This window comes from Cyanobacteria bacterium QS_8_64_29, from assembly GCA_003022125.1.
GTDB lineage: Bacteria > Cyanobacteriota > Cyanobacteriia > Cyanobacteriales > Rubidibacteraceae > QS-8-64-29.
In genome coordinates this window covers 1-14,628 of record PXQH01000061.1, presented here as the reverse complement: position 1 = coordinate 14,628, position 14,628 = coordinate 1, and the positions used below count along the sequence as shown (strand labels likewise).

Here is a 14,628-nt window from a genome sequence, read left to right as displayed (position 1 = left end):
AGCGCCTGCCGAGCTGCCTGTTGCGCCGCGATCGCTGCCCCGCAACGGCGTGAGGCAACGCTGGCCCAGCAACCGCTTGGCGGGCGGGAGGCCGACGCTCGATCGACAGCTTAATTGTCGCAACAACGCGCCCAGCGCGATACGCCCCAACATGCCTATGCTTTCCCCTTGGTTCGAGCCCCGCAATCGCAACCGTGCCCGCGGTACAACGTGGCGCGATGTGGGGGTTGCGGCCGCAACCGCGACCCTATCGTTGGGCTTTGCGCAGCAAGCAACGGCCCACCACCCCTATGGCGGCACGACCCCCGATAGCTTTTGGCCCGGCTTGCTCTCGGGGCTGGTCCACCCCGTTATCGAGCCCGAGCGCCTGGCTTTCGTTCTACTTAGCGGCCTGATTGCGACGGGTTGGACGCGCGGCTGGGTGGTGCCGCTGGCGTTTGTGGCCGCCGCACTCGCCGGAACGAGCTTTCACCTGGGCGGCGGCGCCCTGCCGGCAACCCAAGCGGGCGTTGCCCTCTCGACAGTCGTCTTTGGCGGCCTGCTGGCCGTGCGGGCGCGGGCGGGCCAGCCCCGGCGGCCGTACGGCCTAGTCATTGCCGGCCTGGCTGCCTTGGCTGGCTTGTTCCACGGCTACGCCTACGGGGAAGCCATCATCGGCGCCCAGATGGCGCCGCTGCTGGCCTACCTGATTGGGTTTAGCCTGACGCAGTTAGCGATTGCGTTGGCAGCGCTGGCGGTGGGCAATCGCCTCATCGAACGCGCGGCCGGGGTATCCCTGCTGCGCTACGCGGGCGCTGCTGCCAGTGCCGCTGGCCTAGTCTTTTTGAGCGCCGCGCTCTAGAAGGCGGGATGCTGCGTGCCGGGTGGCTGCTGGTGCTCTCGCTGAGCGCGCTGGGAACTGTCCCGGCAGCAGTGCGCGCCCTGCAGGCGCCTGACGGGACGGTTGCCTTTGAGGCGGCGCCGCGCCTGCGCCAGGCCCGGGCCCTCCATGACGAACCGGGCGCGCCGCTGGTTGATTACTACTTCACGCTGCGGCTGCCTGAGAATGCTGGCGAGCCGCTCCAGCGCGTGCGCATCCGCCAGCGCGAGGGCCTCGAACCCCTGCGGTTCCGCGACGAGGCAGTGGCCTTTGCCGGCGTTCCCAACAATCGCGGCCGCGCCTTCCCGCTACAGGCTGTCGAGCGCGAAGGATCGGCAGTGTCGCTGGTCCTGGACGAACCGGCGCCGCCCGGCACGACGCTCACCGTCGGCATCCGGTCGCGGCAAAACCCCACTAGCGGCGGCATTTATCTGTTTGGGGTAACGGCTTATCCGGCAGGAGAGCGCGCGCAGGGGCTGTACTTGGGCATCGGGCGGCTGCAGTTCGATCGCCCGGATGGTTCGCTGTTTTGAGGAGAACGCACTGATGGCTGCCAAAATCCCGGTTACGGTCATTACCGGCTTTCTCGGCGCCGGCAAGACCACGCTCATCCGCCACCTGTTGCAGAACAATGGGGGGCGGCGCATTGCGGTGCTGGTCAACGAGTTTGGCGAGGTTGGCATCGACGGCGAGCTGCTGCGCGACTGCCAAATTTGCGAGGAGCCGGAAGCGGCCTCTGAGAACGTGGTCGAGCTGGCCAACGGCTGCCTCTGCTGCACCGTGCAAGAAGAGTTTTTCCCCACCATGCGCGAGCTGCTGCAGCGCCGCGATCGCCTCGACTGCATCGTTGTCGAGACCTCGGGGCTAGCGCTACCCAAGCCGCTGGTGCAAGCGTTCCGCTGGCCCGAGATCCGTAATGGCGCCACTGTCGATGGCGTCGCTACCGTGGTCGACTGCCAGGCCGTGGCGAGCGGGGCGGTCGCCGGCGATCGCAGCGCGCTCGAGCGCCAGCGCCAGGCCGATCCCAACCTGGAGCACGAGACGCCCCTCGAAGAACTGTTTGCCGACCAGCTGGCCTGCGCCGACTTGGTGCTGCTGACCAAGGCGGACTTGGTGGATGGCGAGGCCCGCCAGCGCGCGCTCGAGGTGCTGCACCAGCAGGCGCTCGAGCGGGTCAAGATCCTGCCCTGCCACCAGGGCCGGGTGGATCCCGAGATCCTGCTGGGGGTCAACGCTGGCGTGGAAGGGGATTTGGCAGCCCGGCCCAGCCACCACGACACCGAGGACGACCACGAACACGACGACCGCATCGGCGCCGTGCAGTTCTGCTTCGACCGAGGCTTTGAGCCGCAGGCGCTGATCCGAACGCTGCGCCAGCTAGTGCGGCAGCACGAGATTTATCGCATCAAGGGCTTGGTCAACGTCCCCGGCAAGCCCATGCGCTTGGTGCTGCAGGGTGCCGGTGATCGGCTGGAGTCGTTCTACGACCGGCACTGGGATCCGGCGGAAGCGCGCCAGACGCGCCTGGTGCTGATCGGTCGCGATCTGGATCGCGAGCGGATTGCGGCTGCCCTAAGCGGCGAACCGGCCCCAGTTTAGGCCGCCACGCTCAGCGCCGAGCCCTGCTGGGTCTTGCGCACCTCAATGCGGTGGGCAAACGCCTCTTTAAACTGCGGCATGTGCGTGACCGCCAAAATGCAGGAGAACTCGGGCGCGATCGCGCCAATGGCGGCAATCAGGCGCTCGCAGCCTTGATCGTCCTGGGTGCCAAAGCCTTCGTCCACGATCAGCATCTGCAGCGACGTTCCCGCCCGCTGCGCCAGAATTCGGGCCAGCGCCAAGCGGATGGCAAAGTTGATGCGAAAGCCCTCGCCACCGGAGTAGGTTTCGTAAGCGCGGGTCCCTTGCGGGTCTGCAATCCGGATCTCGAGGGTGTCGATGGACTTGCTCTGCTTTTTCGAGCGACCCTTGCTGGCCTTTTGAGTCACAAACTGAACGTGCAGCTGGTTGCCGGTCAGCTGGGACAGGATTTGGTTGGTCTGGGTCTCGAGCTGCGGCAGGACATTCTCAATCATCAACGTCTGGATGCCGTTTTTGCCAAAGGCTTGGGCGAGTTCGCGATAGATCCGCTGCTGCCGCTGCGCCGTCTGCTGCTGCTGCTGGGCCTGCTCGTACTGGGCGCGCACTTGTTCGAGTTGGGCGCTGCGCTGCTCCAGGCGCCCCTGCTGGGCGAGCAGGTCGTCTAGCTGCTGCTGGCGCTGCTGGATCTGCTCCTCGCAGTGCTCGATGTCGGCGCGGCAGTCTTGGGTTTGGGCTAGCTGCGTTTGTAGGGTCTCGAGCTGCTGTTGGGCCCGCTCGCGCTCGGCCGCGCGCGCCTGGCGGCGCTGCTCGAGCTCCTGCTGGCGCTGGGCCAGCTCGGGGGCCTGCTGCCGGGCGCGCTGCAGCTCTTGGTAGCGGGTTTCCCAGGCGCGGGCCTGCTGCAGTTGGGTCAGGACTTGGTTGTGATGCGAGTGCTCGTACCCCAACTCGGCCAGCTGCCGGTCGAGCGCTTCAATTTGCTGCTGCAGTTCCGAGTCCGCGCGCAGGTGCTCGATCTGCTGTTGGCACTGCTGGTGCTGCTGCTGCAGCTGGGGTTTTTGCGACGCGAGATGGGCCTGGCGCTGTCGGGCATCTTCCAGTTTGGCCTGTTCGATCTCGGCCCAACGCCAGCGCTCCACCTCCTCGCGCGCCAGGGCGTGGGTCTGTTCGTCGTAGCCCAGCTCCTGCCGCTGAGCCTCCACTTGCTGGTACTCGGCCTGCAGCTCGGGAGCATAGTCCCCCTGAGCCAGCGAGCGCTCGAGTTGGGCGATCTCGTCCGCGATCGCCTGCCGCTGCTGCTCGTGATCGCCAGCATGGGCCAGCTGCGCTGACAGTTCCCCGCGCTGCTGGAGTCGCGATTCGTAAGGATCCAGCGCCTCGCTCAGCTGATGGTACTCCGAGCGCAGCACTTGCAGCTCGCGCTCGCAAGCGGCTAGCTGCTCGCGCAGCACCCAGAACTGCTCTTGCAGTTGCTGTTGCTCGGTCTCGGTTTTTTGGACGACATGCTGCTTGTGTGCCTCATCGAGCGGACGCTCGCACAGCGGGCAAACCGCGTTGTTGGCCTGCAACTGCTCTAGCTGCTGGCTGAGCGCCGACAGCTGCTCCTGGTAGCGGCGCTGGGTTTCTTGCAAGCGTTCCTGAAACGTTTTGCGCTCTTGGCCCTTTTCCTGGACGCGCTGGCGGTAGGTTTGCTTGCTCTGTAGCAATGCAATCTCGGCCTCGATCGCCTGCAGGCGCGAGCGCAGTTGTGGGGCCTGGGCGAGTTGCTCGTCCAGCTGCGCTTGTTGCGATTTGAGCTGGTTGCAGCGCGCCTCGAGTTGGGCCCGCTCGCGCTCGATTTCGGGGCTGAGGGTATCGCGCCGCTCCAGCAGCGGTGAGGCCTGCTGCTGGCGCTCGTCGAGCTGCTGCAAGCGCTGGCGGTGGTGCTGGAGCTGCTCCAGTCCGCGGGCGATTTTGTCGGCGCGCCCCAAAATCCGCTGCAGCTCGCTCTCCTGCTGCTCGAGCGAATCGAGTTGTGCCTGAATCTGCTGCAGCTGCTGGGTTTGGGCGTTGATTTGCTCGGTTTGCTGCTGCTGGAGCGCCTGCCGCTGCTGCTGGGCCTCCTGGTACTGCTGGAACTGGCTTGCCAGCGCCTGCTCCTCGCGCTGCAGGCGCTGGTAGGTTTCGTAACCTGCCGCGATCTCGGTCTCGCGCTCGAGCAGCTGCTGCAGCTCATCGAGCTGGGCTTGCACGGCATCGCGGTCTTGGACGAGCCGGTCGCAGTCCTGCGCCAGGGTCTGGTACTGCTGCTGCTGCCAGGCGAGCTGCTGCTGCAGGGTCTGGCGCTGGTTGTCGAGCGCTTGCAACCGCTCCCGCTCCTGGCGATCGCTGGCTTGAGCCGCGCGCAGCGCTTCGATTTGCGATTCGAGCTGTTCGCGCTCTTGGGCGAGGCTCTCGGCTTGCTGCAGCTGCTGCTCCAGGGCGCTCAACTGCTGCGCCAGCTGCTCGGCTTGGCCCTTGTACTGCTTGGCGCGATCGTTAGCCTGCTCGGCAAGGGTTTCGTAGCGATCGAGCTTGAGCAACTCGGCCAGGATCTGCTTGCGCTCGCTGGGGCGCCGCAGCATGAACTCGTCCGCCCGCCCTTGGCGCAGGTAGGCCGAGTTGATGAACGTATCGTAGTCCAGCTTGAGCAGCGACACGATCTGGCGCTGGGTCGCGCGCACGCCCCGCTCCGAGATGGAACGGAACTCGCCGCTCTCGGTCTGGACTTGCAGCTCCAGGGCGCTGCTTTGGCCGCGCCGGCGGCTGCGGATGGCGCGATAGGTTTGGCCGTCGGTGGCAAAGGTGAAATCAACCCGCGCTTCAGTGGCGCCAGCGTGGATAACGTCATCTTCGGCAGTGGCGCGCGTCTGGCCCCACAGCACCCAGGTGATGGCCTCGAGCAGCGAGGACTTCCCGGCGCCGTTGGGACCGCAGATGCAGGCCGTTTTGAAGCCGCGAAAATCCAGCGAGGCTTCGCGGTAGCTGAGAAAGTTGCGGAGGGTCAGCTGCAGTGGGATCATGCCGTTGCGTGCCGCACGCGTGCCATCCCTCCAGTTTGGCGTTACCAGCCGGGCAGTGGCTGCCGCACTCGCGATGGCCGGCAGCGATCGCTTACACTGAGCCTAATACCTTGCCTGGCGGTTGCCGAGCGTCCCCTGGAGGCCGCCGCGATCGCCCCATTCGTCCAGCGATTCCCTCTGACATTCATGACGGACGCCACCCCCAGCAGTGCTAACGGGCAATCGGACACGGCAGCAACTGTTTTGCTGGATGAGGCCGGCCGCTCGCTCCCTTGCCGCATCGAACGCACCTTCGAGCTCGATGGAGAAACCTATAGCCTGTTGCTGCCCGAGGACACTCCCGTCTCGCTGGTCATGTGGGAAGGCAGCGATGAGGCAGCCGAGGCAATCCTGCTGGAAGCGGACGAAGCCATCGATGCGGTCTTTGCCGATGCCCAAGCCGTCCTGGCCGAGCAGGATTTAACCCTAAAGCGCACGGCGTACACGCTCACCGTGGCCGGCGAGCTCCCCGAAGCCGAAGAACGCGACATCCTGGTGGTGGAGTTCGACGCCGAGGCGGATGCCGAGGAAGGCGAAACCGAGGAATCGGAGGAATCCGAAGAGTTCCAGGTGCTGACTAGTTTCTACCACCAAGGCACCGAGTACGCCGTCTGCGTCCCGCTCGACCCACTGCTGCTGTTTGCCCAACGCACGCCCGAGGGCGGCTGGCACGTGCTCTCGCCCGAGGCCTTCGAGCGCGTTCGACCCTACATTGAGGACCAACTCTTTGACGAGCTTGAGTGAGGGGACGCGCCATTAACGTGAGGGGCCCTAGGCCCCTCAGAGTCGTTGGCGTTGGGCTGCGCTAGGGCCGGCTAGAGACTGCCGATGACCTCGCGCGCTGCCTCGAGCGTCTTATCGATATCTTCGTCGGTGTGGGCCAGCGAGGTAAAGCCCGCCTCGAACTGGGCCGGTGCCCAGTAAATCCCCCGAGCCAACATGCCCTGCTGGAAGCGGGCGAACTTGTCTAAATCGGAGGTTTTGGCGTCGTCGAAGTTGCGAATGGCGCGATCGGTAAAGAACACGCCGAACATGGCGCTGATGTGGCTGGCGTTGATGGGCTGCCCCGTTTCGCGCCCGATCTGCTGGATGCCGTCGATGAGCTTTTGGGTGATGCGCTCTAGGTAGTCGTAGGTGCCCGAGCGCTGCAGGATCTCGAGGGTCTTGATGCCGGCGGTCATGGCCAGCGGATTGCCCGAGAGCGTGCCCGATTGGTACATGGGGCCCGCCGGAGCCACCAGCTCCATGATTTCGCGGCTGGCGCCGAATGCCCCCACGGGCAAGCCGCCCCCAATGATTTTGCCTAGGGCGGTCACATCAGGGGTGACGCCGAATCGCGCCTGCGCACCGCCGTAGGCAATGCGAAAGCCGGTCATAACTTCGTCAAAGGCCAGCAGCGCGCCGTACTCGCGCGTCAGCTCGCGCAGCCCCTCCAAAAAGCCGGCATCGGGCGCTACAAAGCCCGAGTTGCCCACCACGGGCTCGAGCATAACCCCGGCGATGTCATCGGGATACTGCTCGAACAGCGACTTGACTGCTTCCAGGTCGTTGTAGGGCGCAGTCAGGGTGCTGCTGGTTGACGATTGCGGCACGCCGGGCGAGTCGGGCAGGCCCAAGGTGGCAATGCCCGAACCGGCCTGGACCAGCAGCATGTCGGCGTGGCCGTGGTAGTTGCCCTGGAACTTGACGATCTTGTCGCGCCCGGTGTAGGCCCGCATGACCCGCAGCGCCGACATGCAGGCTTCGGTGCCGGAGTTGACAAAGCGCACCATCTCGATGCTGGGCACAGCCTCAATGACCATCTCGGCCAGCTGGTTTTCCTGAGCTGAGGGCGTCCCGAAGCTGGTGCCCTTGTCTAGGGTGTCGTGCAGAGCCGAGATCACCTCGGGATGGGCGTGGCCGCAAATGGCCGGTCCCCAAGTGCCGACGTAATCGATGTACTCGTTGCCGTCTACGTCCCAGGCGCGCGCGCCTTTGACGCGATCGAAAACGATGGGGGTACCGCCAACCGATTTGAACGCGCGGACCGGGGAGTTGACCCCACCCGGCATGAGCTGCTGCGCTCGGTTAAAAATCGCACTCGATTGGTTAGTTTGGAACGAAGTCGCAGTCGTCACCCCTCCCTCCTTATCGCTCGCTTGGGGTTTGTACGGACAGGCACTCGCCAGTCGCGATCGCGGGGTCGAGCGCAGCGCCCGCTGCCTCACCCATCCTCGATCCTACCGAGCACAGGCGGCAACGCGGCGCGACCGATGGCATCCGCCATCCGGTAGGATTGGGCTGGCGTGCCCATCGCTGCCGCTATGAGCGCAACCCATTCCCCAAGCGATCGCATCCCGCTCGATGGCATCCGCTACGACGAGCGCGGCTTGGTCCCCGCCGTGGTCCAAGATTATCTCGATGGCACCGTCCTAATGGTGGCCTGGATGAGCCGCGAGTCGCTGCGCAAAACGCAAGAGACCGGCGAGACCTGGTTCTGGAGCCGCTCCCGCCAGGCCCCATGGCATAAAGGCGCTACCTCGGGGCACGTACAGCGGGTGCGATCACTGCGCTACGACTGCGATAGTGACACCCTGCTGGTGGGCGTGGAGCAAGCGGGCGACATTGCTTGCCATACCGGCCAGCGGAGCTGCTTCCACCAGGTGGAAGGCGGTAAGGCCGAGCCGCCGGCCGATACCCTCTCGGCCGTGTTTGCCACCATTCGCGAGCGCCAGCGCAATCCGGTTGAGGGATCGCATACCAGCAAGCTGCTCGCGCGCGGCGACAACAAGATCTTGCAGAAAATTGGCGAGGAGTCGGCAGAAGTGGTCATGGCCTGCAAGGACGATGACCGCGACCATATCGCCGCCGAGGCCGCTGACTTGCTCTACCACACCCTGGTGGCGCTAGCGCACCACGAGGTGGATCTGCGCGAGGTTTACCGCCAGTTGCAGGCGCGGCGGCGCTAGCGGCTGGCGCCACCGCTCCAGTTCAAGTGCCCAGACGGGGCTCAGTCGTAGCCGCCTGCCGATTGCAGCAGATCCCGGACGCTTTTGAGATAGCTGCGATCCGAGGCCACATCCGGGGTCAGCCGCCCGGCTTCGATGGCAGCGCGGATGAGCCCGCGCGTGCCGAAGCGGCCGCTGCGCACCTGGGTGCGCAGGTTCCCGTGGGCAGGAACGCCCTGCTCGCGGAAAAAGCCCTGTTGCGCCAGCTGGACTAGCGCAAATGGGGTGGGGCGATCGGCAGCCATCTTGCCCTGGTCTGCCATCTCGCCTTCCATTGAGTCGGTCGTTTGGGAGGGGACCTGGGCGGTTTCTGTCTCGCCATCCCCTGACTTGGATGTCTGAGAAAGGGCCTGCTCGGCTCCTGCCGGCAGCAGCAGGCGATCCACAGTGTGGACGATACCGTTGCTGGCTTGCACGTCCGGTTGAACCACATTGGCGCGGCCCACTGTCACGCTGCCATCATCAGCCACCTCAACTGCTAGCTCGCCCAAGAGGGCCTCAACGCGACCGGGTTCTAGCTCGCTAGCGGGCAGCTCGCCCGAGACAACGTGGTGCTCGAGCAGCTGCTGCAGCATCGCTCGGTTCTCGGGCTTGAGCAGCTGCTCCAGGGCGCCGTCGGGCAATTGCTCGAACGCCTGGTTGGTGGGGGCAAATACCGTGTAGGGCCCCTCACCCGACAGGGTCTGGGCCAAATCGGCCGCTTCTAGGGCCCGAGCCAGGGTAGAAAATTGCGCTTGCTCGGAGACAAGGTCAGCAATCGTTGACTGGGTAGCTTGCGCCAGCTGGCCGGCCTGGGGTGAGCGAGGCTCAGCCGCGTTGGCGCTCGGCACTGTAGTCGCTGCGGGCGCTGCCAAAACGCCCAGGCTGGCGGCGCCCGCTAGCAGGCGCGCGGTGAGGCGAAACGATTGGGGCATGATTTGAGCGTTAGCTTTGCTATATTGCTGCATCCAAGCTCATGTTAGTTAAAAACGGTTTAAAACGGCTTCCCACCTGGAGGCGAGCGCCCGCGTAGGGCTGCAAGCGCGCTCAGGCTAGCGCAGACCACTATTGGGCCCCGCCCGGTAGCGGGCGGGGCCTGACTGGCAAGCGGCGAGCCGGTTCAGGTGCTGCCGCGCAGCTTACCCAGCACGCTGCGGTCTTCGAGGGTGGAGGTATCGCCAGTTACCTCTTCCCCGGAGGCCAGGCTGCGCAGCACGCGGCGCATGATTTTACCCGAGCGCGTTTTGGGCAGCGCATCGGCAAAGCGAATCTCGGCCGGCCGCGCGATGGGCCCGATCTGCTGGGCAACGTGCTCTTTGAGCTCGGCCTTGAGCTGCTCGCTGGCACGATCGCTGTTCTCGAGGGTGGCAAAGGCCACCACGGCCTCGCCTTTAACTTCATCCTGGCGGCCCACCACGGCTGCTTCGGCCACAGCCGAGTGGGAGACCAGCGCCGACTCCACCTCCATGGTTCCCAAGCGGTGGCCGGCCACGTTGATGACATCGTCCACGCGGCCCATAACCCAAAAGTAGCCGTCTGCATCGCGCCGCGCGCCGTCGCCGGCGAAGTAAGAGTGCTGGCCGTTTTGGGGCGGGATGGGGTCCCAGTAGGTGCGCCGGAAGCGGTCCGGATCGCCATAGACCGTGCGCAGCATGCCCGGCCAGGGGTGCCGGATGACCAGATAGCCACCTTCATCGGTCTGGACCGAGTTGCCCTCTGAGTCGACCACATCGGCAAAAATGCCTGGCAGCGGCAGCGTTGCCGATCCGGGTTTGGTGGGGGTTGCGCCCGGGAGCGGGCTGATGGCGATGCCGCCGGTTTCGGTCTGCCACCAGGTATCGACGATGGGGCAGCGCTCGCCGCCGATAACGCGGTTGTACCACATCCAGGCTTCGGGGTTGATGGGCTCGCCCACCGTGCCCAGCAGGCGCAGCGAGGACAGATCGCGCGCGTTGGGGTGCGACTCGCCCATTTTGATCCAGGCCCGGATGGCAGTGGGGGCCGTATAGAACACGGTGACGCCGTACTTTTCGATGACATCCCAGATGCACCCCGGGTTGGAAGGCCGGGGGGCGCCTTCGTACATCACCGTGGTGGCGCCATTGGAGAGCGGCCCGTAGACGATGTAGCTGTGGCCGGTAATCCAGCCCACATCGGCAGTGCACCAGTAGACATCCGTGTCTTTGAGATCGAAGACCCACTGGGCGGTCATGTGGGCGTAGAGATTGTAGCCGCCAGTGGTGTGCACGATGCCTTTGGGCTTGCCCGTAGTGCCGCTGGTGTAGAGGATGAACAGCATGTCCTCGCTGTCCATGGGCTCGGCCGGGCAATGGGCCGAGACCTGGGCCTTGAGCTCGTGCCACCAGCGATCGCGTTGCGCGTCCATGGCTACACCCTGCTGGGTGCGCTCTACCACCAGCACGTTCTCCACCGAGGGCGCGCCGCCATCGGCCAGGGCCTGGTCCACGTTGGCTTTGAGCGGCACGATTTGGTCTTTGCGCCAGCCGCCATCGGCAGTGACGACCAGCTTGGCCTGGGCGTCGTTGAGGCGCTCTTTGAGGGCTTCGGCGCTAAAGCCGCCGAATACCACCGTGTGGGGCGCTCCAATGCGGGCGCAGGCCAGCATGGCAATCGCGGCTTCGGAGATCATGGGCATGTAAATCCCCACGCGATCACCTTTGCCCACCCCCATCTGCTTGAAGGCATTGGCCATCTGGCAGACCTCGCGGTGCAGTTGGGCGTAGGTCAGGGTGCGCGAATCGCCCGGCTCGCCTTCCCAGATCAGGGCTGCTTTATTGCGGCGCCAGGTATGGAGGTGCCGGTCCAGGCAGTTGTAGGCCGCGTTGGTTTGCCCGCCCACAAACCACTGGGCGAAGGGCGGCTGCCAATCCAGCACGCGGTCCCACTTGCGGAACCAGTGCAGCTCCCGCTCGGCCAGATCGGCCCAAAAGGCTTCGGGGTCAGCTTGGGCCTGCTCGTAAAGCTGCCGGTAGCGCTCGAGCGAAGGAATGTGGGCTTGCTGTGAGAAGTCGCTGGGCGGCGGGAAAGTGCGATCTTCTTGCAGAACGGATTCGATGGTTTGGCGTGCCATAGCGTTGCGGCCCCTTGAGCTCGCTTTGGGGCCGATGCTATCGCGAGTGCAGGGGGTCTGGGAGGCGGCATACTGGTAGGCAAGCGGTTGGGCTGGAGGGCGCCATGAGCGCGATCGCGCGCATCGGGACCTCAGGCTGGAACTACAAGCACTGGCGGGGCTGGTTTTATCCGCCCGAGCTACCGCAAAAGGACTGGTTGGCCCACGACCCCCAGCACTTCGATGCAGCGCTGGGCGCAACCGGCCTATTGCTATTTCAATAACGACGCTGGCGGCGGCGCGCTGCATGACGCCCGCCAGCTGCAGACGCTGGTGGGTGAGGGAGCCAGCGCTTAGGCGGCTACTGCTGCGCCAGCAGCTGTGCCGCTTCCTTAGCGTAATAGCTCAAGATCGAATCGGCGCCCGCGCGCTTCATGCCGGTCAAGGTCTCCAGCATGACCTGGGATTCGTCCAACCAGCCGTTTTGGGCAGCGGCTTTAATGGCAGCGTACTCGCCGCTGACGTTGTAGGCTGCCACGGGCAAATCCGTGTTTTGGCGGATGCGGTAGATGACATCGAGATAGGCCAGCGCTGGCTTGACCATGACCATATCCGCGCCTTCTTGGACATCCAGCGCCGCTTCCCTCTCCGCCTCGCGGGCGTTGGCCGGATCCATTTGGTAGCTCTTTTTGTCGCCAAAGCCAGGTTCGGAGTCCAGCGCATCCCGGAAGGGGCCGTAGTAAGCAGAGGCGTACTTGGCCGAGTAGGCCAGGATGCTGGTGTGGGTATGGCCGGCTTCGTCCAGGCCCTGGCGAATGGCGCCCACGCGCCCGTCCATCATGTCGGAGGGGGCCACAATGTCGGCGCCGGCCTCGGCCTGCGAGACCGCCATTTTGACCAAAACCTCGACGGTGGCATCGTTGAGAATGACGCCATCCTCGACGATGCCGTCGTGCCCGTCGCTCGAGAACGGATCCAGCGCCACATCGGTAATGACGGCCACCTCGGGAACCGTCTCTTTAATCGCGCGCACGGTGCGCTGCACTAAGCCGTCTGGGTTGCAGCCCTCGCTACCGGTGGCATCTTTTTTGGCCTCGGGAACGACCGGGAAGATGGCGATCGCGCGGATGCCCAGCCGGGCAGCTTCTTTGACCTCCTTGAGCAGCAGGTCCAACGTATGGCGGTACCCCCCCGGCATGGATGGGATTTCAACTCGCTGGTTCTCCCCTTCGGCCACAAACAGCGGATAGATCAGGTCGCTACAGCGCAGCTGGGTCTCCTGCACCAAGCTGCGCACGGCCGGCGAGCTGCGCAGCCGGCGCGGCCGTTGGGTTAGCGAGAGGGCTCGGGCTTGCTTGCGCTCGGTGACGGATGCAGACATGGCTGGCTCCTCAGGCGGCATTTGCCCTCAATCGTATCCGATGCCCGGCTGGCGCAATGCAGGCCGGCAAGGGCGGCGGTCCGTCTCAGCGAGCTAACTACAATAGCCAGCCAGCGGGAGAACGCGCTATGGCTGCCAGCGCCGACAAGCTTCGCATCGTTATTGTGGAAGACGATCCCATGATGCAGCTGGGGCTGGAGCAGTCGCTGGCGGACTACCCGCAGTTTGAGATAGTCGCGCAAGCCCAAGACGGCATTCAGGGCGTCGAGGCCGCTCGCACCCACCAGCCCGATATTGTCGTGATGGACATTGGCTTGCCGCGCCTGGATGGCATTGCTGCCACGCAGCAAGTCAAGCAAAGTTTGCCAGGGGTGCATGTTGTCGTACTGACCTCGCACACTGATCGCACCGAAGTGGTAGCTGCCCTGGCCAGCGGCGCGGATGCTTACTGCCTCAAAGGCACCAGCGTGGCGCAACTGGCCACAGCCATCCAATCGGCCCGGGAAGGCGCGACTTACCTCCACCCGCAAATCGCGCGCGCGATCATCGATCGCCTCCAGCCGGGAACCGGCGAGGCCAGCTACCAGCAGACTGCTTTCTCGCAGCGCGAGCTCGAGATCCTCAACTGGATGGTGGAGGGCTACACCAACCCCGAAATTGCCGCCCAACTCTATCTGAGCCGCAACACCGTCAAAACCCACGTGCGCAGCATCATGAACAAGCTTGCGGTGGACGATCGGGTGCGGGCGGCCGTGAAAGCCCTGCGCGCGGGGCTGGTGCAGTAGGGCTTGCAATCACCCAGGTGGGTGACCCACCCGGCGGAGGGTAAATCTCCCCTGTAAAGGCCACATTGTGAAGTAGCTGGATGGCCATTAAGGGGAGAGGGAACCATGACCGCAACCGCAATCGCACCCGAGCAACTCGATCGCCTAGGCGAGGGGGACAAGCAACCCACGCTGCTGATTCCGCTGGATGGCTTGCCGAGCGACGAAGCCGCCCTCGAGCAGGGGGCAGCACTGGCACGCGAGCGCAACGCCCAGATCCGCCTGCTGCGGGTCGTACGGGCGCAGTACCGCGGGATTGCCGCCGAGGCCGTTGACGCTAGGCCCGAGCAAGTTCTCGGATCCCGCCCTCGGGGCGAGCACTTGTTCGAGCAGCTCGAGCGCAACCACGAATGCCAGCGCCTTCGGGCAGCCCGGCAGTACCTGCTCGAGCGCCAGACCCAATTGCAGTGGCAGGGCCTGAGCGTGGCGATTGAGCTGCGCTACGGCCGACCCGTCGATAGCATCGTGCGGGTCGCCCAAGAAGCAGCTGTTGATGCCATCGTCATGACCGGCCGCGAGCCGCGCGGTTGGGAAGCTCTCTACCCGCGCAGCGTCAGTGCCGCCGCCATCAAGCGCGTCAACTGCCCCGTCGTGCTGGTTGGGTCCCAAGCCAGCGCCCGGCAGCGGGTCAAAAATTTGGTCTGAGCCGCGCCAGCTGGCAGTCTCCCAGCCTAGTACTACAGCCGTGGTTTGGAATCGGGCGGTCTAGCTCGGTAGTGACAGCGCCGCGCGACAGCCTGGTGGTGGCGACGCCAGTGCGACCAAAGCAATGCCTGCTCGGCACTCTGCAAGCTGGGCAGCACTATCGCCAGCAGTAGGCGTCGCACCTCAGGCTCATACCAATCCTCGTAGCTTATGCACTAGACGCGA

The 14,628-nt window shown here is 65.1% G+C and carries 12 protein-coding genes; 7 read left to right on the top strand and 5 right to left on the bottom strand.

From position 1 onward, the window contains the following. The first annotated feature begins 151 nt into the window (after positions 1–151). From BRC58_09700 to cobW, 3 genes are read left to right on the top strand one after another with little or no spacing between them, the layout of a single operon-like run. A complete protein-coding gene (locus tag BRC58_09700) occupies positions 152–841 on the top strand; it encodes an urease accessory protein UreJ (GenBank protein ID PSP16215.1) in 690 nt (229 codons plus the stop codon). An 8-nt stretch (positions 842–849) separates the two neighbouring features. Further along, entirely contained in the window at positions 850–1,392 is a 543-nt protein-coding gene (locus BRC58_09695) for a hypothetical protein (protein ID PSP16214.1), read from the top strand. 13 nt (positions 1,393–1,405) lie between these two features. Continuing rightward, complete coding sequence (cobW, locus tag BRC58_09690) at positions 1,406–2,458, top strand: cobalamin biosynthesis protein CobW (protein ID PSP16243.1); 1,053 nt, start codon at positions 1,406–1,408, stop codon at positions 2,456–2,458. Here the strand turns inward: cobW and BRC58_09685 are convergent. After that, positions 2,455–5,478: an ATP-binding cassette family protein gene (locus BRC58_09685; GenBank protein PSP16213.1), complete on the bottom strand. Its 3,024-nt coding sequence runs from the start codon at positions 5,476–5,478 to the stop codon at positions 2,455–2,457. The two genes, cobW and BRC58_09685, sit on opposite strands and share 4 nt — an antisense overlap. Before the next feature lie 186 nt (positions 5,479–5,664). Between BRC58_09685 and BRC58_09680 the strand changes: the two genes are divergently transcribed. Beyond that, positions 5,665–6,261 (top strand): DUF3727 domain-containing protein, encoded by a 597-nt coding sequence (locus tag BRC58_09680; GenBank protein PSP16212.1) that lies wholly within the window; start codon positions 5,665–5,667, stop codon positions 6,259–6,261. Between the two features lie 71 nt (positions 6,262–6,332). Here the strand turns inward: BRC58_09680 and hemL are convergent, their stop codons facing one another. Continuing rightward, complete coding sequence (gene hemL, locus BRC58_09675) at positions 6,333–7,634, bottom strand: glutamate-1-semialdehyde-2,1-aminomutase (GenBank protein ID PSP16211.1); 1,302 nt, start codon at positions 7,632–7,634, stop codon at positions 6,333–6,335. A 186-nt stretch (positions 7,635–7,820) separates the two neighbouring features. Here hemL and BRC58_09670 point away from each other — a divergent pair, with 186 nt between their 5' ends. Beyond that, positions 7,821–8,465, top strand: coding sequence for a bifunctional phosphoribosyl-AMP cyclohydrolase/phosphoribosyl-ATP diphosphatase (locus BRC58_09670; protein PSP16210.1), 645 nt, complete (start codon positions 7,821–7,823; stop codon positions 8,463–8,465). Between the two features lie 41 nt (positions 8,466–8,506). Here the strand turns inward: BRC58_09670 and BRC58_09665 are convergent, their stop codons facing one another. The 3 genes from BRC58_09665 to BRC58_09655 form a co-directional block, all read right to left on the bottom strand. Next, a complete protein-coding gene (locus BRC58_09665) occupies positions 8,507–9,451 on the bottom strand; it encodes a hypothetical protein (protein ID PSP16209.1) in 945 nt (314 codons plus the stop codon). A gap of 152 nt (positions 9,452–9,603) precedes the next feature. Next, entirely contained in the window at positions 9,604–11,574 is a 1,971-nt protein-coding gene (gene acs, locus BRC58_09660; GenBank protein ID PSP16208.1) for an acetate--CoA ligase, read from the bottom strand. Between the two features lie 340 nt (positions 11,575–11,914). Beyond that, positions 11,915–12,934 (bottom strand): porphobilinogen synthase, encoded by a 1,020-nt coding sequence (locus tag BRC58_09655; protein ID PSP16207.1) that lies wholly within the window; start codon positions 12,932–12,934, stop codon positions 11,915–11,917. Between the two features lie 128 nt (positions 12,935–13,062). Here BRC58_09655 and BRC58_09650 point away from each other — a divergent pair, with 128 nt between their 5' ends. Both BRC58_09650 and BRC58_09645 read left to right on the top strand, forming a co-directional pair. Further along, positions 13,063–13,719 (top strand): DNA-binding response regulator, encoded by a 657-nt coding sequence (locus BRC58_09650; GenBank protein PSP16206.1) that lies wholly within the window; start codon positions 13,063–13,065, stop codon positions 13,717–13,719. A gap of 105 nt (positions 13,720–13,824) precedes the next feature. Continuing rightward, positions 13,825–14,403: a hypothetical protein gene (locus BRC58_09645; protein ID PSP16205.1), complete on the top strand. Its 579-nt coding sequence runs from the start codon at positions 13,825–13,827 to the stop codon at positions 14,401–14,403. Positions 14,404–14,628 lie beyond the last annotated feature (225 nt).